Below are 24,488 nucleotides of genomic sequence, written 5' to 3'. Positions count from 1 at the left end.
TTACGCTTTTTGAACTTGGCTGCCAGACAAATATTTTATTGATACCGGGCCGATGTTGTCCCCGGCTGTTTTGTAAGGAGATTTCTTCCCTTTTTTGCTGATGATCACCTCCCGCAGTACTTTTCCGTCAAATCAGGTAGAATCGTCTGCCCTATTGGTTCTACTAATCTTGCTCTTGTTTAGCTGCCGCTTTCAGCCTCAAAAAGCTCTCGGTGCTGATAACGTGTTCCATCCGCTAGGCGTCGGCCTACGCTGTTTCAGGGTCAACGCCTGCGGCGATAAGCTGCTCCGTGAAAAAACAATGACGCTCATAAATGGTTTCAGCGACTTTCCTGCCTATATCCGTCAGATGAAGAAAATGATTCTCATCCATCGTGAGAAAGCCGCCGTCTTTCAGTGTATTGACTGCCACACATACGCTCGGCTTTGACACTCCCATGTGCCGGGCCACATCTACGGAGCGCACCATGCCAAATTTCTTTTGTAGAATAAGGATGCTTTCCAGATAGTCCTCCCCGGACGCATGAAGTTTCATTAAGACCTCCTTATACTGTGTCAGTTTTCAGTTAATGGTCTCCTGTCTGGCTGTTACAAAATTGACATACAGATTTATGCTGAGTTTGCCCATCCTCACAGGACTCCTATGGGTGACTCTTTCTTTTTCTCCTTCATTTTGTGGATACCTCCTTCTCCACAAGATGAATGGCAGTGCAGTCGCCAGAGAGGGCGGCCTGAGCCGTATCATTCAGGAAAAAATTCAACAAATGTTTTCTTCCCTCACTGTCCTCTATGGAATAGCTTTCCTGAATTTGTCCGTTTTCTAAGTGAAGGACATAATTACAGCACCGTAAGATAAATTCCGGGTCGTGGGTCACGACAAGGGCAGTTTTTCCAGCGTCTGCTACCTGATTAACCACGCCCGCAACCTGCCTCATATGAAAAAGGTCAAGGCCGCTGGTCGGCTCATCGAACAGAATTAACGGTCGATCTGAAGCAATCGCAGAGGCAACCGCTACGCGCTGTTTCTGACCTCCGGATAATCCCATTGGGTGACAGTCCTCGTATGGAAGCAAATCCATTCCATCGAGAATTTCCCGCGCCCGTTGTTTATCCTCGTTTTTCATACTGAGCAGGATTTCATCAAGCACACTTTCCGTAAAAAGCTGATGGTTTACATCCTGCATGACCATATAACAGAGTTTCAGCCTTTCTTTTCTGGAATAAGTCCGGCTCCCATCCCGCACCATTCCCCGACACCGTTTTTCCAGTCCGCAAAGACAGCGGGCAAAAGTAGACTTTCCTGCACCGTTATGCCCGATAATTGCAGTAGCGCCTCCAGACGGAAAGATTGCCTTTTCTATATGCAGGGTTTCCGGTTCATGCTTGTAGGCAAAAGAAAAATCCGTGATTGTCCACACATCTCCGTTTCCTCTCTGCGGCTGTCCTTCCAGCTCTGAAAGACCAGCCAGGTCAAGGGGACGCAGCCCCATAGTTTCCCGCTGTCCGGCAGGCAAGCCGCAAAATTCCTCCGCTGTATAATCTCCCTCTATTTTTCCGTCTTTCAGATACAGGACGCGGTCAAAAAGGCCGGACAGATAATACAATCGGTGTTCAGATATAATGACGGTTTTCCCTTGTGCTTTCAGGGCAGAAAGGAGTAACCGAAAATCAGCAATCGCGTATGTATCGAGATTGGACGAAGGTTCATCTAGCACATAAATATCCGGGTCTACTGCCGCTGCCGAACCGCAGGCTATCTTTTGTTTTTCGCCCCCGGACAGAGAAAAAATACTCCTGTCAAGCAAGGGTTCCAATTTTAGCTGTGCAGCCACATGGCTTACCCGTTCCCGCACAATATCTTCTGCCATACCATGATTTTCAGGGCCAAAGGCCAGCTCGCTGGTCGTATCCACGTTAAAAAACTGGGAACGGGGATTTTGAAACACAGAACCGACTTTCAGGGATATATCGAACAAGGTCATCTCGCGCGTATCTTTTCCATCCAGAAAGACGGAACCGTCGTAAACGCCTTCGTGATAGTGAGGAATAAGGCCATTGAATAATCGGGTCATAGTGGTCTTTCCACAGCCGGAAGCACCGCAGAGCAGGACAAAAGTTCCATCCTCAATGGTACAGGAAATATGCTTCAAAGCGCCGCTATCCTGTTTTTCACCGTTGGGCAGTCCATTCGCAGGATAAGAAAAAGATACATCCCGACATTCGATCACTTCCATCACCCCCTTACCGCCAGCACATAGATTTGCGCTGCAAATGCACCAATACAAATTAACAAAAAAAGAATATCCTGCGCATGAAAGCCCAGTTTGCAGATGTTTGTCCGCTTGACAGGCCCGCCCAGGCCCCGCGTAAGCGCAGCCTGGGATAGCTCCTCGCCAATTTTAACAGAACAGATCATCATAGGAACCATGCGATATTCTAAAATCGCCCCGGCTTTTCCGCCGCCAAAACGGACGCCCCGCATCCGCATGGCATCCCCGATGGCGCTCCATTCTTCTGCGACCGTAGGAAAAAAGCGGAACATCACAGACATAGGGATTGTAATCTGCTGTGGCAGGTGAAGCCGCTCCATCGCAGCCACAAATTCGCTGACCGTTGTTGTTGTCACTACAAAATATCCCATGACAACGCTGGGCGTAAACCGCAGCAAAATCCCAACAATCGCTACCGCGATATAGTTTGCAACGCCGGTCAGCCGGGACAGGCCAAACATTTCAAGACACAGGCTGCCGCTAAAAATAACTATGTAGAGTATGGAACCTTTCCACTTTTTTGCGGCAAGTAAAAGCAGCAACGGGATGGCAGCCAGCACAATGATGTAATACTGCATCATCCCTTCATACGAGCCGCCTAATATAAAAACGGCAACCGTAATCAGCACCGCCAGCTTTGTCCGTGGGTCTAACACAATGCCGCTGCTCTCTTTCTGGCTTGCGAGAAGTTCGCGGTTCATTATACAATTCCCGCCCGCTCAAAGTGCTTTTTGAAAATCTTCCGTCCAATCAAGCCACCCACAAGGCCGCTGACAAAAGAAGCGACTAACAACACAGGCAAAATCCAGTCGGGCATATAGGCCATAAGTGTATCTGCATACTCCTGACCGTATCCGGGAAGCAGACTTTGATAATATGCGTCCCGTGTCACTACGATGGGAATGAACGCGCCAATCACCCACATAGAGAAAACGCCATGAGTCAAAACTCCGCGTTTTGCGTTCTTATAGTCGCAGGATTTCAGCATGAAATCAGAAATCAGGCCGAAAATCAGTCCCGTGGGAATACACCAGTAGCCCATACCAGTCAGCAGCATGATAATGCCGAGCAGCACACCGCAGATAGTCAGCATACCGAATTTCTTGATTTTGGAGAAGAACAGCATCATCGGAATACCTCCGACAAGCGGCACGATCACGCTGATAAGCGGAATGAAAATCGGGATGAAACCGATGGATGCCGCCGCGAAAATGACGATGAAATAAATCGCCGTGAAAATACCGATGTTGATGAGATCCTTTCCTTGCAATTTGTTGTTCATTGCGAAACCTCCTAATATGATTGCTTTCTTGGTTAGACTTTGCTAACCAATTCTAATAGTAGCACACATTAAAGAAGGCTTCTATGCACATATCAGTTTTTTAGGCCCGTATAGCAAGGAGTTTTTTCGTTTAGACGGAAAACTCATTGACCAGAAATTTTTGCGCCGGTATAATAATATCAACGACTTTATGTAAGGAAAGGGGCGAAGCAGTTGCGTGATATGATATATAGCATTTTGGAAAACAGCACTTCCGTTTCAGGTGTGTCTTTGAAAAACAGTCCAAACAGCAGTGAATTGCTTTTAGAGCAGGCAAAGGGAAAGGGGCGCATGACATTCCACACGCTCTTTCCAGGACTGACATTGGCTTTTATTTTTGTAAATGCCCCTGTCTGGCCGGAGTCTGATGCAAATTCTACGTTAAAGCCATTGCTGATAAACTATTGTGTTTCCGGCAGAAGCGAATTGCTTTTGGACGATGGCTCTTACATTTACCTGAAGGAAAATGATTTTTGTATCAGCAGGCAGACAGCACAGAAAGAGTACATTTTTCCTACAAACCAATATCAGGGAATAAAGATATACTTTGACCTTGCGCTTCTCCTGCAGTCCTGCAAGGAACTGATGAAGTCCTTTTCCATTGAGCCCGGCCAGTTGGAAGAAAAATACTGCCAAAAACATAACACTTATATCAACGAAGCAGACAGTGAATTAGAGTGCATTTTTCAAAAACTCTGGTGTTTTGCGGAACGGCCCTCTGCCTTTCATCTGAAAATCTATACTCTGGAGCTAATCCATCGGCTCCTTAACATGGAAGTCCGTCTTCCAAAGTCCTGCGGCTTCTATACGGAAACGCAGGTAGAACTTGCAAAAAGAACGGCTGCAATCCTTTCTGATGATCTCCGCCAGCATATCCCGGTACGCCAGATTGCGGAACGCTTTTCTGTCAGCGAAACCAGCCTTAAAAATTACTTTCGCGGCGTGTATGGACAAAACGTATCAAGCTGGTTACGCGAAATCCGTATGAATGAAGCGGCCAGGCTTCTCACAGACACAAAACGGCCCATTGCTGAAATCTCAGAGCAGGTTGGTTATTCCAATCAGGGAAAGTTTGCTGCTGTTTTCAAAAAGCACTCTGGTTTATCTCCGCTGGAATACCGGCGGTCAAAGAATTTGGAAAAAAGCTAATGGAAAAGCCGGGCTTTATTGCTTGCAGGCAATGCTCCATCCCTCTGCCTGCTCACGGATTGCGATGAACCGGCGATACAGCCCTTCCTGCCGGGCAAGCTGCTGGTGCGTTCCTTTTTGCACAAGCCGCCCCTTATCTACCACTAAGATCTGGTCGGCATGTTCAATCGTTGCCAGACGGTGAGCAATGACAATAACCGTTTTTCCGACAGTCAGCTCACTGATGGCCTGTTGGATCAGATGCTCATTTTCGGGGTCAATGCTTGCCGTAGCCTCATCAAGAATAACGATATTCGCGTTTTTCAATATGGCGCGGGCGATGGAAATACGCTGTTTTTCGCCGCCGGAAAGTGTGGAGCCGCCCTCGCCAATCATAGTCTGATAGCCGTCCGGTAGCGCCATAATGAAGTCATGGCACCGGGCTTTTTTTGCCGCCTCTATGATTTCTTCCTGTGTTGCCCCCGGATTTCCAAAACGGATGTTGTTCTCAATGGTATCGTGGAACAGATAGACCTTTTGAAAAACCATGGAGATGTTTCGCAGCAGACTGTCACAGGTCATGTCCCGCACATTCGTGCCACCCACCGTCACTTCTCCGCTGTCCGCATCATAAAAGCGGGCGATCAGATTACAGATGGTAGTCTTGCCGCTGCCGGAAGGGCCCACAATGGCTGTCGTACTGCCTTGCGGAATGGAAAAACTGATATTCTGCAGAACAGGCACTTTATCATAAGAGAAAGTCACATTACGGAACGCTATGTCCGTATTCTCCAAGGAAATGTCCTTCCCGTCCCTGTCAATGATGTCTGCGCCTTCCATGCCATCCAGCTTATTTAAAGTAGCATCGATAACCTCCAGCACATGGGCGGCATTATTCATGGTTTCCACACTCCCGAAGATCATAAACGAGAACATATCCAGCATGAGCATCGTAGGAAGCGCCATACTGCCGCGGTAAGTCAGCCATGCGGCTGCAGCAACCATAGCGACAGAGGCTGCTTTCAGGGAAAACAGGTGCAGGCAGTTAAAAGGCATATATTCTGTTTCAATCTTGATGTTGATTTTCCTGCTGTCACTGTATGCTTTGCGGATACCGGTGAGCGACACTCCTTCCTGCTTAAAGGCTTTCACTACCTGCATGCCGCGCAGATACTCAATGGAGCTTTCTACCATATCGTCCTGCGCCTTTTGATGGACAGGAGCATTTTGACGGCTGCGTGTCTCCAACAGATGCAGGAACAGGGCAGACAGCAGCACGCCAACCAAAGCAATCCCGCCGGCAAGTGGACTGTAAAACACGAGAAACAGAATCAGGACGATCACTGTGATATAACCGTTTACCACGGTGTTGACCATGTTCATGGCATACATCTCCATAAACGAAAGGTCAGTCGTTGCAGCCGCTGTCAGCTCGCCCATATTATTTTTGCTAAAAAAGCCCAGTGACACCCGTTTCAGAATATCCCCCAGCCGCATCCGCTCATCGGCTGTCGCTTCGTAACCGACACTTTCCTGCGTCACAGCCCGGAGATAGGAAAACAGGTATCGGCCCAGTACGGCCAAGATCATTGCGCCAAATATGAGCCAGATATCCTCAAACTCCAGGGCCTTAGCGCCGTTAAAGTCATCCAGTACGGCACTCAATCCCTCCGCAGCCAGCATAATAGGAATTGCGGTAAAAATACTGTGAATGAAAGCATAAATAAAGCCAATGTAAATACGCCTTTTATATTTTCCTGTCCATTGAATCAGTCGATTTACAATGCGAAACATGTCAGTCGCCCCCTTTCCCGGAACCGGCAGACCAATTTTGCGCTCCGGTATGTGCCTCCCACATATCCCGATAGAGGGAATCTTCCTCCAAGAGCTGCTGATGGGTTCCGACATTCTCAACCTGCCCGTCTTTCAAAACAACAATCTGGTTTGCATTTTTAATGGTGGACAGGCGATGTGCGATGACAAGCAGTGTTTTTCCCTTCGTCAATGCAGCGATGGATTGCTGTATTTTTTCTTCGTTCTCCTGGTCAGTGAACGCCGTCGCCTCATCCAAAATGACAACAGGGGCATTTTTCAAAATCATACGGGCAATGGAAATGCGCTGCTTTTCGCCGCCGGACAGCCGGTTCCCGGCATCTCCGGCCATGGTGTCGTAGCCATGATCCAGTTTCCGTATAAATTCATCACAGCAGGCCGCTTTCGCCGCCGCATAGACTTCTTCATCCGCAGCATCAGGATTTCCCAGACGGATATTTTCTTTGATGGAGCAGTTGAACAGGAAATTGTCCTGTGTAACAAAGCTGACGATATCCGCAAGCTGGGACAGCGGCATGTTCCGAATATCTACGCCGCCGATGGTAATCTTCCCACCGCCCACATCCCAGAAACGGGCAATCAGACGGGCGATGGTCGATTTTCCTCCGCCCGATGGGCCCACAAGCGCCGTAAACTTTCCTTCCGGGATTGTCAGATTGATATGGGAAAGTACCTGTTTCCCATTCTCTTTGCCAACGGTACCCTTCAGGGTATAAGAAAACGAAACGTCCTGAAGCTGGATGTCTTTAGAACACACCTCCACCGGCTTGCCGGTATCAGGCAGTTCTTCCCCATGGAGCAGCTCATCTACATCATGTACGGCGTATGCAATCGCCTTCGTCTCATTAACATAGGTTGTAAAGTTCATCAGCGGGCCTACAATTCCCAGAGAAAGGATCAGGCACATTGTAAGATCCTGGGGAGTCAGGCTCCCGCTCCGGTAAAGGTACATACCGATGGGAAGGGTTCCCAAAAAAGTGGACGGCAGCACAGCGGAGACAAAGTTCATGACTTTCCAGGAACTCTGATACCATTTGAGGGTGTAATCCTTAAAGGATTGCACCGCCTTTGCAAATTTCTCATAGGAACTGGAGGACTGGTTAAACGCCTTGATGACTTCAATCCCCTCCACATACTCCACGATCACGCTGTTCACATAATTGCTGGATTCCATATAGGCGGCATAGAGTTTGTTAAAATCCTTCATCATCACAGCAAAAGCAATCAGAACAAAGGGAATGGTTGCCAGCATAGCCAGCGCCATGCGCCAGTCAATCCATACCAGATAAAGAAAGACCGCAACAGGGAGCAGCAGGTTCGCGATACACTCCGGAATCATATGCGCCAGCGGCAGCTCAATGGTTTCTACCCGGTCTACCAACACATTTTTCAGTTTTCCCACAGACTCACCCATGACCGTTCCCAGCGGCGCTTTCATCAGCCGCCGGGCAAGGGCCAGGCGAATATTCTCCAAAATCGTATAGGCAGAAATGTGAGACAGGCTCGTTGAAATACCATAGAGCAGGAAGCGTATCGCATAAGCCCTAAGCCCGAGCCAGCACCATTTCCAAACCTCTGCCATCACAGGCGAACCACCGATAAAAAGCGTGATAATCTGGTAAACACTCCAATAAGGTATCAGTCCGGCGGCCACGCTGATGATCGCGCATAAGACGGACAGGATAATCTTGCCCCTGCACTGTGAGGCAAAGGAAAATACAGTAGAAATCCAGCTTTTATGCTTCATTTTCTTTCCTCCCAGAAAAAATTTAGAGAGTATCAATCCCTTTGATACTCTCTAAGTATTCCAGATATTTACCTTGCCTGCCACTCTGCCCGGCCTGATTTTACTCCATTTAGATTTTTATTTTTCGATATGCCAGCGGCGTTTTTCCTTTTACCTTTTTGAACGCTTCGGAAAACTTACTGGTGTTCGTATAGCCAACTTTTCCGGCGATGACTGTGATCGGCTCATCTGTCTGTGTCAGGAGCGCTGCCGCCAGGTCCATACGGTAATTCCGCATATAAGTATAAATCGCTGTACCGTACACGCCCTTAAAGCACTGCTTCAGGGCAGAAACGGAAATATCAAATTTTTCGGAAAGCTCCTCCATCGTGAAATGGCGCTCCGGCTCTCCCGTCATAAACGCCATGATCGCCTTGACCTTTTCCACCTGCGTTCTGTAAAAGTAGGGGCGCTCCACTCCCAAGGCTGCAGGGTTCACTGTTCTCAGTGTAACCAATAACTCTAACACCTTGACCCTGAGATATTCCAGACGAATACTCTCCGGCACCTGATACAATTCTGAAATCACATGATCCGGCACCAAGTTTCCATGCATAATAAAGGGGCGTGTTTTTAAGGCAAATTGCTGCTCGATCTGTTCCAGATCAATGGAAAATACGGACAAAAGATCGCCAGCACCCTCTAGTGCTTCCGGAACAGAAACTGTAATTGTGATTCCATGGTAATGGCTGCCGGGAAAGCTGCAGTGATTGTTTTCCGTTACGGAATTATCTAACATAATATCTCCGGACGCAAGATAAAGATAAGCCCCATTGCGGACCTCCCACTCGATACGGCCTTCCCGGCAATGGTGGATCGCAAAGGTGTGGGGATTATTTTCAAACTTCCTGGACGGGCAGCGCTCCATATGAAAATCATTATACATAACCCCAATTCCAGGGTACACTTCATAGAAAGTTGCCGTACCGTCTCCTGTTTCGTTTTTCATCTGGTAGACAGAGCAGGATTCATCCCGGCAGAGTAAATTCATATTTTGCTGAGAAAAGAACAAATCGTTTCTATTCAAACCAGAATCACCTCGATTCTATGAAAAAGTCCTTAAGGCGTCCAAGTCCTTCGGTATCCAGTGCATATTGTTCCTGCACTGTCCCTTGCTCCAAATGCAGGACGTGGGTGCAGCAGCTGACAATGAGTTCATAGTCGTGGGTAATGACAAGAGATGTCTTGCCCATCTCCTGTATCGCCGCAAGTTCGTCAGCCACTTCTTTCATGTGCTGTAAATCCAGGCCGCTGGTAGGCTCGTCAAACACTAAAATTTTGCGCCCGGAAACAAGTGCGGCAGCAATGGCTACCCGCTGCTTCTGACCGCCGGAGAGCGCCATCGGATGCCGTTCTCTAAACGGCAATAAGTCCAATCGCTCCAGAACCGCAGCTGCCTTGTCAGGAGCCGGCTGTTCCATACTGATGAGCAATTCCTCTTCTGTGCTTTCGGTAAACAGCTGATGATTGACATCCTGCATGACCATATAGCACAGGGATAGCCTCTGCTTTCTATTATACGGTTTTCCGTCCACTTTCACAATGCCTTTGCAATGCTTCTCCAATCCGCAAAGGCAGCGTGCCAGTGTAGATTTTCCTGCACCGTTATGGCCAATTACCGCAATAATCCCCGTCTGAGGCAGCGAAAGCCTGTCGATCGTAAGCGCATCCTTTTGCTTTGGGTAGGCGAAATGAAAGTTTTCACATTCAATGAAGCCACTGCCTGCGGCAGGACGCGCTGTCACAGGGAACATGTTAAGTTCAAAAGGACGCAGCCCCATTTCAGCCTGCTGTGCCGCGGATAATTGAAGCGCCTCAATAGCCGGATAATCCTTTTCTATCTTTCCATCCTTCAAATAAACAACCCGGTCGATCAGTTCTTTCAGATAATAGAGCCGATGTTCGGCTATGATAACCGTTTTTCCCTGCTGTTTCCAAATCCGGAGCATCCTGCGCAGATCTTTTGTGGCCGACACATCCAGGTTAGAGGAAGGTTCATCCATGACAATGATGGACGGATCGCTGACAGATACTGAGGCGCAGGCAATTTTCTGCTTTTCCCCGCCGGACAGGGAAAAGATATTTTTCCCCATCAGGTTTCCCATGCCAAACTGCCGGGTCGTCGCTTTCACTCGCTCGATAATTTCTTCTTCAGGGAGCCCCTGGTTCTCACATCCAAAGGCCAGCTCGCTGGTAGAATCCACCGTAAAAAACTGGGTGCGGGGATTTTGAAAAACACTCCCTACATATTTTGCTGTTTCATAGAGAGGAAGCTCACGGATATTCTTTCCATCCACCAAGACCTCCCCTCTCAATTCTCCTTCATAATAATGGGGGATCAACCCGTTTACCAATCGGGTCAGGGTGGTTTTTCCACAGCCGGATTGTCCGCACAGGAGGATAACCTGCCCGTCCGGGATGGTAAGGTCGATGTCCATAAGCCCGCCGACTTCTGTTCCTTTGACATAGCGGAAATTGATATTGCGAAGTTCAATCATAGACACCCTCCTCAGATAAAGAAACCGTACCAGCAGGGAATCGCCATCAGGAAGAAGAAAATGTCCAGTGGGCCAAAGCCGATGTTACAAATGTTGGTCCGCTTCCCCGGCGCTCCAAGGCCCCGTGTAAGAGCTGCGGCGGATAATTCTTCTCCGATTTTGGCAACTGACACCATCAGAGGAACTACCCGATATTCCAGCATTTTCATAGGACTGCGAAACGTGGTAATGCCCCGCATCTTCATGGCATCCCGTATGGCTGCATATTCTTCTTTCACTGTCGGAAAAAACCGGAACACCACAGACACCGGAATGACAATCTTTTGGGGAACGTGCATACGTTCCATAGCTGCCACAAATTCACTGACTGTCGTGGTACTCACCAGATAGTATCCCATAATAAATCCAGGGAGCATGTGCGTATAAATCCCGACTGCGGCTCCCAGAATAAAGTTCCATATTCCGGTAAGCAGCGGCAGCACCGTCAATTCCAAAACAAATAAAACAGCGTATGTAACTGCAAATCTGGCTGCGGCTGTCCATCTCCTGGAAAGAAGCAGGAAAGCAATCGGACACGCCATGAGGCATGGGCGGATCAGGTTCATAAATCCGCCTGTACCTCCCGTAATCATAATCGTGCTGACTGTTACGGTCAAAAATAATTTTGTCCGCGGATCGGTTGGGATGACGGCTTTGTTTTCAAATTTCAGTTCCACAGGCGCCGCATCCATCAGGCAATCCCCGCCTTTTCAAAGTGCTTTTTCAAGACCGCCTTGCCAAGAAGTGCGCCCAAAATGCCGCCGATAAAGGTGAGCATAAATAAAACAGGGAACATCCAGCCGGGGGTATAGGACATGAGCGTATCCACATACTCCCGCCCGTAACTGCTGACCAATGAAGAAAAGAAAACGTCACGAGTCAAAAACATACGGCTCACATATCCCATGATCCAAAGGGAGAAAATACCGTTCCCGATGAAAGTGCATTTCCAGCTCTGATATTTGCCTGCCCTTAACACCAGGTCGCTCAGAACGCCAAAAATCACTCCAGCAATAAAAACCAGAACACCGCTGCCCATAATCAAATTCAGCAAACCAAGGACGATGCCGGTCAGGGATACCATCCCAAACTTCTTGACCTTCGTTAAATACAGCATAAAAGGAATCCCACACAAGATGGGGCACACCAATCCCAACAGCGGAATAAAAATCGGGATATACCCCAACATCATGCCAGCAAAGAAAAGGACAAAATAAATGGCGGTAAAAATACCTACGTTGATAAGGTCTTTCGCCTGTAATTTGTTGCTTTTCGCTTCCATTCTCTACATACCTCCATCATGGTTAGATTTGACTAACCCTCGCATTTAAAAATTTGCGAAACAGGATTTCGCATAATCTGAGTTTATCACAATCCAAATAGTTTCTGCTACTCTGGATAGTTCAAAAATACTCCATTTGGTTTTGCTTTTGGATGACCGAGCATGACACGGCATTCACTTGACCGGAAAGCCGCAGTTTAGGCTATTTTTCTGGCAATCAACCTGTAAAAAAAGCGCACACCTTTCGGTATACGCTTTTTGCCTGTTTATCCAAATACCTCCTTATGGAAAGAAAATTCTGTAAAATTACCGACATTCGACGCTAAAGCAGCCCAAGCACCTCTTCAATGCTTTTCTTTCCAAAGTAAACCTGTTCTCCGTCTATAACCATACAAGGAACGCTCATAATCTGATAGCGTTCTTTCAGTTCCGGAAAATGCGCCATATCGTAAATGTCCGCTGTAATGCTCCGAGATTCCAGCGCGATACGCTGTACGGCCATGACCAGCTCCGGGCACATGGTGCAGGACAGGGAAACAACCACCTGGATTCGGTGCTCCGACTGCAGGGAACGGATTTTCTCCAGTATTTCCGGGGCGATGGGCTGTCCCGGCCCTGCGGCGTTATAAAGAGCAATCACAAAAGAATTAAATTCGTGTCCGCCCGGTATACCGTGGAAAGATGTCCCCAGATACTCTCCCTTCCCATCACAGATACAGATTGCCGGATATTCCATCTCGTCTTTTGGGGCCCCGCTTTCCTTTTTCCGGAAAATACACTTGATTTTCGGGGAAAGGCTCTCCATTTCCCGACCAAATCCTTCTACCTCACGGGAGATTGCAGTGTCATCTGTACAAAACTCCAGAGTGATTTCTCTCTCCAGGCGCTCCAGCACCGGAGCCAGCTGCTGTTTTACCTGGCTGCTTAAAAACCCTCCCGAATCCTCTTCGTCCGTTTTGTTGTGGGGATCCTCCTCCAGCGCTTCTTCCTTCCGCCGAACCTCCCGTTTTTCAAGGCCCAGTTTTTCGTATAAGGCGGAAATATGCTTCTCCATAGAAGTGGCTGCCACCGCACCGTCAGAAACCGCTGTAACCACCTGCCGGAGATTTTTCACACAGATATCCCCGGCTCCGTACACGCCCTCCACACTGGTCTTCTGGTTCATATCTGTGACCAGATAACCATTCTCTGTCAGTTCTACTTTATCTTTGAAGAGCGCATTGGCCGGTTCATATCCTGCAAACACAAAAATACCAAATCCTTTTCCCTCTTCCGGCTTATATCTCCACTGTTTCCCTTTTTCCTCAAAGATAGCATATTCCAGTTTCCCGATCCCGCCAGCTTCTTTAATCTCCGTCTCAAAGTGGACGTCTATATCCGGATGGGCAATGACCTCCTCCGCAACGGAATCCGCACAGTTAAACTTTTTTCCTCGAATCATGAGGTATACTTTTCTGGCGTATTTCGTCAGAAAAACAGATTCCTCCGCCGCAGCGAAACCGCCGCCGATTACAAATACGTCCATTCCTGTAAAAAACTCGCCGTCACAGGTGGCACAGTACGCCACTCCACGGCCCCGAAACTCCATTTCCCCCTTGAAACCAATCCGTCTCGGGCTGGCTCCAGTGGCAAGAATGAGCCCCAGCCCCCGGAACGTTCCTTTATCCGTGACTACAGATTTCATATCCCCGGAAAGCTCCAGTTCTTTTACCTCTGCCAACTGAAACTCCGCCCCGAAATACTCCGCCTGCTTTCTCATATTTTCTGTCAGATGGGTTCCGTCTGTCTTTAACACGCCGGGATAATTTACCACTTCGGAAGTGATGGTGATCTGGCCGCCTATTTTTTCTTTTTCAATAACAAGCACACGGTATTTTGCCCTGGACAGATAAATGGCGGCGGTCAGCCCCGCAGGGCCGCCGCCGATCACTATCCCGTCATAGAGCTCTCCCGCATGCTGTTTTGCATGAGATTCTGTCATCGCTTTTCCTCCTAGAGAAGCCCCACAAGGTCCAGACTGGGTTTTAACGTTTCAGCTCCCGGCTGCCATTTTGCCGGGCACACCTCGTCCCCATGCTCCGCCACAAACTGTGACGCCTGCACCCTGCGAAACAGCTCGTCCGCATTTCTTCCTACATTTCCTGCAATCACTTCATAAGCCACAATCTTTCCCTCCGGGTTCACGATGAAGCTGCCCCGCTCCGCAACGCCGTCCTCCTCGATCATCACATCAAAACCTCTGGCCAGCACGCCCGTAGGGTCTGCCAACATCGGGTACTGAATTTTCTGGATGGTCTTGGATGCGTCATGCCATGCCTTATGTACATAATGCGTATCACAGGACACCGAATAAATCTCGCAGTCAACCTTCTGAAAATCTTCATATTTATTTGCCAGGTCTTCCAGTTCGGTGGGGCACACAAAGGTAAAATCCGCCGGATAAAAGAAAAACACCGACCATTTTCCAAGAATATCCGCTTTCGTTACTTCCTTAAATTCGTTGCCCTGATAGGCCTGTACCTTAAAATCTACCACTTCTTTACCAATTAAAGACATAAAATGTACCTCCTTTTCTGCATTTTGGTTAGTTATAACTAACTTATGAATTTACAATATCATACCTGCGTGACATTGTCAACCATCAATATGAGGAATACAGTTCATCGCACGCATAGCATATCGTATTTATTTCTTTGCCAGAATACACAGCCAATGCTTCTTTTCATCGGAAAAGCTTTTCGTTTCTGAAAAACCCACGGATTTCAGCGCGGTGCAGATTTGTTCCTTATCATAGATTTTCATCCCGCCGATTTTCTCCGTCCATTTTTCATCGGCAGTATTCGTTCCGTCACTCTCATTGCATATCATAAAGATTCCGCCGTTCTTCAAACTACGATATACTTCCCCAAAGCACATCTTTAGATCGGGCCAGAAATAAATCGTCTCAAAGGCAGATACACAATCAAAGGTGCTGTCTGCAAACGGCATTCCCGCCACATTGCCCTGAACAATTTCACAGCGGTTCTGTTTGATCGCGGCGCTGTTTCGCTTTTTGGATTCTTCCACACTGACTTTTGAATAGTCGACTCCTGTTATATGACCGTTTTTGCATTTCTCAAGCCAAAGCGCGATATTGGCTCCGCCGCCGCAGCCTGCGTCCAATATTTTTGCATCTTCCTTTACTGAAATTTTGGAAAATCCCCAATGCGCCAGTTTGCTGTGCCCACTGTTCATCATTTTTACCATGATTTTTCCGCCGAAACCTTTCGGCCTGCGTGTATTTTCAAAAAATCCCATCGCATTACTCTCTTTCTATCGATCCGCCCCACTGAAATACCGCAAGACGATTATTAATAAACCCAAACGTGTCACTTACTATGGTCATAATGGCAATCGCAGTATGGGCCGCCGGCGGCGAGGGTAAACTCTCTTGTAAATTTCGTATGGTTCATTGCCGCCATATCATAGTCAAAAGCGCACACGGCAGGAATGTACTCAGAAAGCCCTAATCGATTCATCAGCGTACAGATGCCGCAGGTGTAAAAAGTAGCGGTGTATTGATTGATCGTTTCACCGTCCTCCACTGTGAATTTCCAGTCATAAGGATTAGTAATGCTTTGGCTTTTCCTGGCAAAGGCCTTTAACCTTGCCCGCCCCTTTTCCGTGTAGTTTCTTTCACTTACCACTACTTTGCGCATGATTTTATTATCCATCGCCGTTTTGTAATAGATGCGGACGGTTTCTGCATCATATTTTTTCTCTGTGCAAAGCAGCACAGCGGACAGCATTGCACAGTTTAAAATGTTTGTGAGGAAGCGGCTTCCCTTGTCAAACTCGTCTACGCCATTGAGAATTTCCCTGTATTTTTTCTTTGCACGTTTCATAACATTATCTGCGTCTTTTTCGTCAAGAACTGTCTTGATTGCCTCTTTAAAAGAACTGTGAAACGCTATCCACATCGCGCGCTGCATAAATCCGTACCTCATTATTTCTCCTCACTATTCTCTATTATCCTTCAGGCTCTCGATCATGTCCACTTTCTTTACCTTTCGGCGCAGCAGCCACAGGGAACCAAAATAGCACAGCGCCGTAAGCCCAATCGAAATCACATAGCTCAGCGGTTCAATATAAATGTCAACAAGCATCACGTCATAATCCACCATCAACAGGAAAAAAGCATTGCCAACAACATATGCTGCCGGGATGGACAGTAATATTCCGACAGGAAGCAGGACATGATGAGCAGATAATATAATGCGGTCAATCTGCCTGTCCTGATATCCCAGCACCTTCAGCATGGAAATGTTGCTCCGGCTTTCTGTCACCAGCATATTCACCGCCACATACACAGCTGCCACACAGATGATGACTCCAAGCCCGATGATTATTTCCAGCAGGAAAGTCATCTGTCCAGTCATAGCCCTGGCCTGGTCGGTGATGTCCGTGCGCAGTACCTCCTGGGCGATTTTTGCTTCCGGTATGGAAAGCTTCTCCCCACTGACGATTGCGTTGAACTTGCCCTTATCCAGCCCTGTCAGCTTCGCCGCAAGGGGTTTGGAGGTGTAAACCGCCTTCTGCACATTGTTCCGGAGCACGCCCTCCACTGTAAAGCTATATTCTTCCATGGACAAAGGATTGTACGCAGTTACCGTATCGCCGGTATGCCACCCCAGCGTGAGCTCCGCAAGGCTGGTAATATAGTAACCGTCCTCAACAGAGACAGGATTGCCTTCCACGTCTGTCGGCGAAAAATAGGGATTATTGTCCGCCGTACCGATCACAGAAAAAGCAGCTCCGTTTTCATCTTCCATGGAAGAAACCAGCAGCGTTTCACCGCCGTAAGGATTGTCTTCCAGTAATTCGTTCAGAATATACTCATGCTCAAAGCTTCCCAGGGTATCTGCCGCCACAGTCCCCATCCGGTCGATGGAATCAAAGAACCCCTGCCCCAGCAGTATGATAAAGCTGCCCAGTAACACGCCCAGCAGCACCACAAAACTGCGCATAGGATTACCCAGCATGGAGCGAACGGCAAACTTTGTCCTGAAGTTCAGCCTGCGACTGGCAAGCACACGGCGCAGCCTCTTCCTTCCTCCATCCGCATTGCCGTTTAAGAGCAGCACAGTATCCCTTTTCAACAGCTTCCGCACGGAAAGAAGCGCTACCAGCACATACAGCGCCGTAGGAATCACGACCCCCAATACGGCATCCACCGGGTTCAGGTGACCCAAAATCCGCATGGGCTCGTAATCCTGCAGCCCCATTTCACTGAGCGGCTGGGCGAACACGGCGGACAGCACGGCAGTAAGCACGCCGCCCACCAGTCCCGGCAAAACGGCAAAACCCGCATAGTGGCGCATCAGCTGCCTCTTTGTATAACCCAGCGCCGAAAGCGTGCCGATCATCCGCTGCTCCGACTTTACCTTGCGGCTGATGATAATGCTGACCAGTACCACCGCGATCAGCGGCAGGACGCACAGCAGCACATAGGACATAACGATAAACAGCTCTGCCTGCTGATCCACCATCAGGATTCGGTTGTTTTCGCCGGATGCAGTATAGGAGCGCATATAATACTGTTCATGCACCGCCTTGCGGAAGGCGGCGCTGTCGGAATCCTCCCCGTAACGCACCAGATACTGCACCCCTGACGCATTCAAAGCCTCAAAAGCGTCGTCGCTCACATAGCACAGGTAAAAGGTTGTGATATTTTTATAAGAATCGTCCTCATTCTCCAGCATATACAGATAGTCCGGGCGCTGCATGAAGCCCGTAATCGTATATTCCTTTTCACCGATTTTGATGGTGTCTCCGATTGCAATATCATTTTTCACTGCGTAGCCCTCGGAAATGACCGCTTCATCATCAGCGGAAACGTCTCTTCCCACAGTGATCTCGTACAGATCAATCTCCTTTGTCCGGCTGAATACCCTGGCCGTCACGCCGTCCGTTTCGATATTGATATATCGCTGGGCCTCCAGCGTAAGGTTGTATTTTTCTTCCAGCCTGGGAAGCGCTTCATCGGGAATTAGCAGATAAGTAAAAAAATGGGCATCTTCCACTTTATTCCGCGCAAAAAACTCGTCGCCGAAGTCCAAAATCGCATTGCCCGCAATGTTAAACAGGAAATATAAAAGCAGCGTTACCACAGTCAGCACCGTGGAGGATATGTAAAAAGAAAGGTTTTCCCGGATGTTCCGGGTATATCGCCTGTTCAGCTTCATCTCCCCACCTCCTACAATGCCAGATTTTCGGCGGCGGTTTTCTGTTCATTGTTCCGGCTTTCCACGACCTGACCATCCCTCAGGCGGATTACCTGATCCGCCATGTCCGCGATGGCTTCATTATGGGTGATAATAAGAATGGTTGTGCCAAACTGCCGGTTCATCTTCTCCACAAACTTTAACACCTGTCTGGAAGACCGGGTATCCAGCGCGCCGGTCAGCTCGTCGCAGAGAAGGAGCTTGGGATTTTTGATCATCGCTCTGGCAATTGCCACCCTCTGCTGCTGTCCCCCGGAAAGCTCCTTTGGAAACCGATGCCGATATTTTTCAATATCCAAAGCCTTAAGCACTTCATCCATCGAAAGAGGCTGCTGGGAAATATCCGCCACCACCTCAATATTTTCCTCCACCGTAAGGTCAGGGATGAGATTATAGAATTGAAAGACAAAGCCCACGTCCTCCTTTCGGTATCTGGTCCGCTTATCCTGGCTGAGCCCGGCGACCTTCCGCCCCGCCACAGTAAGCTCGCCCTCATCCAGCGTATCCAGACCGCCCAGCATATTAAGAAGCGTACTTTTGCCCGACCCGGACGGGCCTAAGATGACGCAGATTTTACCCTGCTCCAGTGAAAGCTTTGCATGATCCAGGGCATAGACCTCCGTTTCCCCTTTTCCATAACGTTTGACTGCATTTTTCAGCTCTATAAACATATGCTCTCTCCTTCTATTCTCTTATTTTTCAGCCCGCTCATTGCGCTTTTCTATATCCAGCCGCCTTGATCTTACGAACGAACAAAATCCAGCCGTACAATCTGCAGCTTCATCCGGTTATCCGCTATCCTTGCCAGCAGCCGGTGAATGGGCTTTACCGCCGGGTCATCCAGCTTCTGATACCCCAGCATATATCCCCGGGCAGTGACCCGAAACCGGTCTGACCACGGCCCCAGCTCCGCCTTAGCGTCACGCACAGAAAAATAAGCTCCCACATCCTGAATACCAGCCTGCTTTATCCATGTTTTCAGCATCAGCTTTACCGCCGCCGGGCTGGCGCCGTCGAAGACCAGACGCCCGCCGGGAAACCGCACCGCCATGGCCGGAAAAAGCTTCCTCAGAGCTTCTGTTTGAAAATAGTAAAACACCCCGGCGGCAAACAGAACCGTTCCTTTGGCAGGATCCGCGTCGATAGCCTCCATCCAGTGAAAATCGGTTAAGTCCAGAGCTAAATTTTTCTCCCGTTCACCTGCAGGCAAGAGCCGGTTACGAAGCTCAATCACATCCGGCAGGTCAACATTATAAATCTTACAGTACCCGTTATCACAGACCCGCCCGGTGTTATCCAGCCCGCACCCCAGATTGATCACCGCAGCCTCAGGATGGGATTTCAGGTAATCCTGTACTTCCCATTGCAGGTCGCTTTGGCGCATGGCCACTTCCAGCGCGCCGAACACCTGCATCAGGCTTTTGGATTTCTTCTCCAGTGCAAAAAAATCATAATCGATTTTTTCCAGCAACGCTGCTGCCGTCTTGTCCTGAAACAATTCTGGAAATTTCTCTGAACACAGTTTCCGTCCATAAAGCGGGATGATCAACGTTTCCTGTACGGTATTCTTTTCAATTTTATATCGTTCCATCTTCTCTCTCCTTGAGTCCTCCCAGTGCCAGACTAATCCACTTTTATTATAGTTAGTGCAAACTAATCTGTCAATTCCAAGTTTCTTATTGACAAACCAAAACGTAAAGATTATAATCAAAACATCGTTATGAAACAGCGTTTTGAATTGAAAAGGATGGTGAATACATGGCAAAGCAGATTGAAGGCGTCTATGAGGCGGTGCTTCAATGCGCCAAAGAGGAATTTCTGGAAAAGGGATATAAGGATGCCTCCCTGCGTACCATTGCCCAGGAAGCGGGCACTAGCACAGGCTCCATTTACACCCGCTTTGGGGATAAGGAAGGGCTCTTTCGCGCCATTGCAGAACCTGCGGCAAACGGCTTAAAACAGATGTTCCTGGAAATCCAGGAGGCCTTTCACACCTTGGACGAGGATGTCCAACGCGCTGAAATGGGTCAGTATACTTCTTTACACCAAATGGAAATGCTGGACTATATTTACGATTACTTTGATGAGTTCCGGCTGCTTCTGGACTGTGCGGAGGGTACCCAGTTTTCCCGTTTTCTGGATGGGCTGGTGGACATTGAGGTGGACTACACCTATAAATATATGGAGGTCATTGGCTGCGAGAGCGTCAAATCCGGCCTGGTAACAGAGGAATTTGTCCACATCGTGGTTACTGCCTACTTTAACGGTATGTTTGAGGTGGTACGCCACGGCATGGATAAGGCATCTGCCGTCAAATATCTCCGGCTGTTAAACCGCTACCATATGCAGGGCTTTTCCACCATTTTCAACGCCACAGAACCGTAATCCGATAAATCTGAACAGTAACTCAGGCTGCACTGTCTGGCGCCTCAGGCAGCCTTTTTATATTGCTATAAGTTAGCAAAAACTAACTAAAAAAGGAGGAATCTATATGCAAAAACAAAGCCCTATGCTCCGCCTCTGGGAACTGGGGAAAGATTACCACAGCGGCCTGATCCGGGCAATTCTGTCCGCCGCCGTCGGCGTACTGTGTGGGATGCTGCCCTATTTTGCAGCGGCTCAGGTCATTATCGGCCTTCTAAGCCAAAAGGCAGAACCATCGTTTTATATCCTGTGGTGCGGATTAGCCCTGGCAGGCTTCCTGCTGCGGGCCGTCCTCTATTCGCTGGCCCTGTCCATGTCCCACAGGGCAACCTTTTCTATCCTCAAAAGTATCCGGGAGCAGCTTCTTGCAAAGCTGCCGAAAATGCCCCTGGGTACCGTCATGGACACCCCAAGCGGCCAGATGAAGCAGATCATCGTGGATCAGGTGGAGAGTATGGAACGGCCGCTGGCACACCTGCTGCCGGAAATGACAGCCAATATTTTCGGCCCCGTCTGCATCTTAATCTACTTGCTCATACTGGACTGGCGGATGGCGCTGCTCTCCCTTGTTTCTATTCCCGTAGGGATGGCTTTCATGATGGCTGTTATGAAAAATTACGGAAAACAGTATGAAGGCTCTGTGAAGGTCACCCAGGCCATGAACGCCGCTATTGTGGAATACATCGGCGGTATCGAAGTCATCAAGGCATTCAATCAGGGCAAAAATTCATACGCCAGATTCTCCGAGCGGGTCAGGGAGAACGCCTCTTATTTTTATCACTGGATGAAGAGCTGCCAGATGCCCGTTTCCATATCCCGCGTGCTGGCCCCAACGACGATGATTACCATTCTGCCTGTGGGGTGGCTCCTGCATCAGGGCGGCAGCCTCTCTGTGGAAACCTTCCTCACCACCATTATTCTCTCCCTGGGAGTCGCCGGGCCGCTGTTAGCCGCCATGGATTTCGTGGACAGCCTGGCAAAGGTGGGAACCATTGTAGCCGGGGTGGACTCCATTCTTGGCGGGGAGGAACAGGACCATGGAACGCAGCCAGTGATGCCCGGCTCCCCGGATATCCGCATGGAGCACGTTTCCTTCGGTTATCACGAGGACAAAGAAATCCTGCACGATGTTTCTCTCTCCATACCGTCAGGAACCATGACGGCCTTTGTGGGTCCCAGCGGCTCCGGAAAATCCACCATTGCCAAGCTCATCGGCGGCTTCTGGGATGTGAAACAGGGCTCCATCACCCTGGGCGGCCATGATTTAAAAGAAATCCCGCTGCCCCAGCTCTACGGGCAAGTGGCCTTTGTCTCTCAGGACAACTATCTGTTCGATGATACGGTGCGGGAAAATATCCGCATGGGCAGGCCCGGCGCCAGTGACGCCGAGGTGGAAGCGGTGGCTAAGGCCGCCGGATGTGACCGCTTTATCCGCAGCCTGGAAAAAGGCTATGACACGATGGTCGGCGGAGGCGGCGCCCACCTTTCCGGCGGGGAGCGGCAGCGGATCGCCATTGCTCGGGCCATGTTAAAAAATGCGCCGGTTGTCATCCTCGATGAGGCCACCGCTTACATTGACCCGGAAAACGAAGCGATCATCCAGCAGGCCGTGGCCCGTCTGGTGGAAGGGAAAACCGTCATTGTGATCGCCCACCGGCTCTCTACCATCACTGACGCCAACCAGATTTTTCTTGTCGCTGATGGCCAGATCACCGGCAGCGGTACCCATCAGGAGCTTTTGGAACATAGTAAACTGTATCAGGAGATGTGGAAGGCCCACATCGGCGCAAAGGACGGTGACGCAGCATGATTGAAGTATTGAAAAAAATCTGGCGGTTTGCCGGGAAGGAGCAGAAAAACATCCGAAAGTCCATGATCGGCGGTTTCTTCTACGCCATCTTCCATATGTTTCAGATTTCCGCCATTTATGTGATTATTCTGGCGCTGGTAAACGGTACGGTTTCCTCTGCGCCCGCATGGCAGGCACTGGGGCTGCTGACCGTCAGCATTTTGGGCCGGGCCATTCTCAACCGCTTTACCCAGCTTCAGCAGACCCACGCCGGCTACTTCATGGTGGCAGACAGGCGCATTGCCATCGGCGACAAGCTGAAACGGATCCCCATGGGATATTTCAATGACAAGAGCCTGGGGGAGCTGACAGGCATTACCACCACCGTACTAGACGAGGTGGAGAGCACCGGACCCATGGTGCTGGTGAGTATTTTAGGCGGCCTCATCAACTCCCTTGTGATGTTCCTGTTTGTGCTGGCATGGGATTGGCGCATTGGCTTTCTGGCCCTTTTGGGAATGGTTTTCTATCTGCTGATTCTCTCCGCCATGGAAAAACGCTCCGCCAGCCTTGCGCCCAAACGGCAGGAAGGGGAGGCAAAGCTGGTGGAAGCGGTGCTGGAACAGCTTCAGGGGATGAGCGTCATCAAATCCTTCAACCTCACCGGCAAGGGTGACAAACGGGTACGGAAAGCCATTACGGACAGCCGCGACAACAACCTGGCTATTGAGAGGCTCTTTACCCCCTACACCATGGCCCAGGAGATGATCCTCCACCTGTTTGGCGTCCTGATCCTTGGCGCGGCGGTGCTGTTCTGCTTAAATGGAACTATGACGCTGGCCGATGCCCTGATGGCAGTTGTGGTGTCCTTCCTGATTTTCTCCCAAATCCAGTCCGCAGGAAGCGGCGTGTCTGCCCTGCGCCTGGTGGGAAGCTCCATCGACCATGTGAACCAGGTAGACCGTATTCCGGAGATGGATGAACACGGGAAAGACATGGAACCAAAGAAGCATGACATCGCCTTTGAACATGTGAGCTTTTCCTACGACCGCAAGCCTATCCTGAAGGATGTCTCCATTACGATCCCTGATAAGGCCACCACGGCAATCGTAGGCCCCAGCGGCTCTGGCAAGACGACCCTGTGCAGCCTGATCGCCCGGTTCTGGGATGCGGACAGCGGTTCTGTCCGTATCGGCGGCGCCGATGTGAAGGATTATACTCTGGAATCTTTGATGAATCAGGTCAGCATGGTTTTTCAAAAAGTATATCTCTTTGCCGACACCATTGAGAACAATATCAAGTTCGGACGCCCCCATGCCACCCATGAGGAGGTGGTAGCGGCGGCGAAAAAGGCCTGCTGCGACGAGTTCATCCGTTCTCTCCCCGATGGTTATAATACGGTCATCGGCGAAGGCGGGGCAACCCTGTCCGGCGGTGAAAAGCAACGGATTTCCATTGCCCGGGCCATCTTAAAGGATGCGCCCATTATCATCTTTGACGAGGCCACCGCAAACGTGGATCCTGAGAACGAGGATAAGCTGCAGAAGGCCATGGAAGCTCTGATGAAGGATAAGACCATCATCATGATCGCCCACCGGCTGAAAACCGTACAGAAGGCGAACCAGATCCTGGTATTGGACGACGGCCGGATTGTACAAAAGGGCAGCCATCAGGAACTGGCAGAAAAACCCGGCCTGTACCGCGATTTCCTTACCGCCCGCAGGGAAGCCACCGGCTGGAAGCTGGCACAGTAAAAAGGAAATAAAGAAACTTCTCTCAATCGAGTAGGAGGGAGTGATTAGCTCCCGTCCTCTCACACCACCGTGCGTACCGTTCGGTACACGGCGGTTTCAAT

The 24,488-nt window shown here is 49.5% G+C and carries 20 protein-coding genes and 1 pseudogene; 4 read left to right on the top strand and 17 right to left on the bottom strand.

Annotated features, from left to right (window positions below; all coding sequences use genetic code 11):
• Positions 1-163: 163 nt before the first annotated feature.
• From B5F53_RS13200 to B5F53_RS13185, 4 genes and pseudogenes are all read right to left on the bottom strand, one after another.
• A pseudogene (locus B5F53_RS13200) lies at positions 164-535 on the bottom strand (metal-dependent transcriptional regulator).
• Positions 536-668: 133 nt separating this feature from the next.
• The gene (locus B5F53_RS13195) at positions 669-2,228 is read right to left on the bottom strand and encodes an ABC transporter ATP-binding protein (RefSeq protein WP_087224294.1); all 1,560 of its coding nucleotides are present in this window, start codon (positions 2,226-2,228) and stop codon (positions 669-671) included.
• 5 nt (positions 2,229-2,233) lie between these two features.
• Positions 2,234-2,971 carry an energy-coupling factor transporter transmembrane component T gene (locus B5F53_RS13190; protein ID WP_087224194.1) on the bottom strand — a complete coding sequence of 246 codons (738 nt, stop codon included), beginning with the start codon at positions 2,969-2,971 and terminating at the stop codon, positions 2,234-2,236.
• A complete protein-coding gene (locus tag B5F53_RS13185; RefSeq protein ID WP_087224192.1) occupies positions 2,971-3,552 on the bottom strand; it encodes an MptD family putative ECF transporter S component in 582 nt (193 codons plus the stop codon). Before B5F53_RS13185 ends, B5F53_RS13190 begins: the two co-directional genes overlap by 1 nt.
• Before the next feature lie 222 nt (positions 3,553-3,774).
• On the opposite strand from B5F53_RS13185, the gene B5F53_RS13180 reads away from it, so the two are divergent.
• A complete protein-coding gene (locus tag B5F53_RS13180; protein ID WP_087224190.1) occupies positions 3,775-4,740 on the top strand; it encodes a helix-turn-helix domain-containing protein in 966 nt (321 codons plus the stop codon).
• A 15-nt stretch (positions 4,741-4,755) separates the two neighbouring features.
• On the opposite strand, the gene B5F53_RS13175 is transcribed toward B5F53_RS13180, so the two are convergent.
• From B5F53_RS13175 to B5F53_RS13115, 13 genes are all read right to left on the bottom strand, one after another.
• Positions 4,756-6,513, bottom strand: a complete 1,758-nt coding sequence (locus B5F53_RS13175) for an ABC transporter ATP-binding protein (RefSeq protein ID WP_087224188.1) — start codon at positions 6,511-6,513, stop codon at positions 4,756-4,758.
• A 1-nt stretch (position 6,514) separates the two neighbouring features.
• Positions 6,515-8,299: an ABC transporter ATP-binding protein gene (locus B5F53_RS13170; RefSeq protein ID WP_087224186.1), complete on the bottom strand. Its 1,785-nt coding sequence runs from the start codon at positions 8,297-8,299 to the stop codon at positions 6,515-6,517.
• Positions 8,300-8,408: 109 nt separating this feature from the next.
• Positions 8,409-9,365 (bottom strand): helix-turn-helix domain-containing protein, encoded by a 957-nt coding sequence (locus tag B5F53_RS13165; RefSeq protein ID WP_087224184.1) that lies wholly within the window; start codon positions 9,363-9,365, stop codon positions 8,409-8,411.
• A gap of 7 nt (positions 9,366-9,372) precedes the next feature.
• Entirely contained in the window at positions 9,373-10,836 is a 1,464-nt protein-coding gene (locus B5F53_RS13160; RefSeq protein ID WP_087224182.1) for an ABC transporter ATP-binding protein, read from the bottom strand.
• 11 nt (positions 10,837-10,847) lie between these two features.
• Positions 10,848-11,567: an energy-coupling factor transporter transmembrane component T gene (locus B5F53_RS13155; protein ID WP_087224180.1), complete on the bottom strand. Its 720-nt coding sequence runs from the start codon at positions 11,565-11,567 to the stop codon at positions 10,848-10,850.
• Positions 11,567-12,157, bottom strand: a complete 591-nt coding sequence (locus B5F53_RS13150; RefSeq protein ID WP_087224178.1) for an MptD family putative ECF transporter S component — start codon at positions 12,155-12,157, stop codon at positions 11,567-11,569. The genes B5F53_RS13155 and B5F53_RS13150 overlap by 1 nt, the downstream gene beginning before the upstream one ends.
• A 322-nt stretch (positions 12,158-12,479) precedes the next feature.
• Positions 12,480-14,138 carry an FAD-dependent oxidoreductase gene (locus B5F53_RS13145; RefSeq protein ID WP_087224176.1) on the bottom strand — a complete coding sequence of 553 codons (1,659 nt, stop codon included), beginning with the start codon at positions 14,136-14,138 and terminating at the stop codon, positions 12,480-12,482.
• An 11-nt stretch (positions 14,139-14,149) separates the two neighbouring features.
• Positions 14,150-14,713, bottom strand: a complete 564-nt coding sequence (gene ahpC / locus B5F53_RS13140; RefSeq protein ID WP_087224174.1) for an alkyl hydroperoxide reductase subunit C — start codon at positions 14,711-14,713, stop codon at positions 14,150-14,152.
• Positions 14,714-14,842: 129 nt separating this feature from the next.
• Positions 14,843-15,454, bottom strand: a complete 612-nt coding sequence (locus B5F53_RS13135; protein WP_087224172.1) for a class I SAM-dependent methyltransferase — start codon at positions 15,452-15,454, stop codon at positions 14,843-14,845.
• A 71-nt stretch (positions 15,455-15,525) separates the two neighbouring features.
• Positions 15,526-16,143: an L-2-amino-thiazoline-4-carboxylic acid hydrolase gene (locus B5F53_RS13130; RefSeq protein ID WP_087224170.1), complete on the bottom strand. Its 618-nt coding sequence runs from the start codon at positions 16,141-16,143 to the stop codon at positions 15,526-15,528.
• Between the two features lie 12 nt (positions 16,144-16,155).
• Positions 16,156-18,381: an ABC transporter permease gene (locus B5F53_RS13125; protein ID WP_087224168.1), complete on the bottom strand. Its 2,226-nt coding sequence runs from the start codon at positions 18,379-18,381 to the stop codon at positions 16,156-16,158.
• Positions 18,382-18,392: 11 nt separating this feature from the next.
• Positions 18,393-19,091: an ABC transporter ATP-binding protein gene (locus tag B5F53_RS13120; protein ID WP_087224166.1), complete on the bottom strand. Its 699-nt coding sequence runs from the start codon at positions 19,089-19,091 to the stop codon at positions 18,393-18,395.
• 71 nt (positions 19,092-19,162) lie between these two features.
• Positions 19,163-20,011, bottom strand: coding sequence for a class I SAM-dependent methyltransferase (locus B5F53_RS13115; protein ID WP_087224164.1), 849 nt, complete (start codon positions 20,009-20,011; stop codon positions 19,163-19,165).
• Positions 20,012-20,178: 167 nt separating this feature from the next.
• Between B5F53_RS13115 and B5F53_RS13110 the strand changes: the two genes are divergently transcribed.
• The 3 genes from B5F53_RS13110 to B5F53_RS13100 all read left to right on the top strand — a co-directional run bounded on the left by B5F53_RS13110 (position 20,179) and on the right by B5F53_RS13100 (position 24,387).
• Positions 20,179-20,805: a TetR/AcrR family transcriptional regulator gene (locus B5F53_RS13110; protein ID WP_087224162.1), complete on the top strand. Its 627-nt coding sequence runs from the start codon at positions 20,179-20,181 to the stop codon at positions 20,803-20,805.
• 106 nt (positions 20,806-20,911) lie between these two features.
• Positions 20,912-22,654, top strand: coding sequence for an ABC transporter ATP-binding protein (locus B5F53_RS13105; protein ID WP_087224160.1), 1,743 nt, complete (start codon positions 20,912-20,914; stop codon positions 22,652-22,654).
• Positions 22,651-24,387 carry an ABC transporter ATP-binding protein gene (locus tag B5F53_RS13100; RefSeq protein WP_087224158.1) on the top strand — a complete coding sequence of 579 codons (1,737 nt, stop codon included), beginning with the start codon at positions 22,651-22,653 and terminating at the stop codon, positions 24,385-24,387. The genes B5F53_RS13105 and B5F53_RS13100 overlap by 4 nt, the downstream gene beginning before the upstream one ends.
• The last annotated feature ends 101 nt before the right edge of the window (positions 24,388-24,488 follow it).

The sequence above is a fragment of the Blautia sp. An249 genome (assembly GCF_002159835.1).
GTDB lineage: Bacteria > Bacillota > Clostridia > Lachnospirales > Lachnospiraceae > Blautia_A > Blautia_A avistercoris.
The sequence above is the reverse complement of the archived record's forward strand: the minus strand, read 5'-3'. Positions and strand labels throughout refer to the sequence as shown.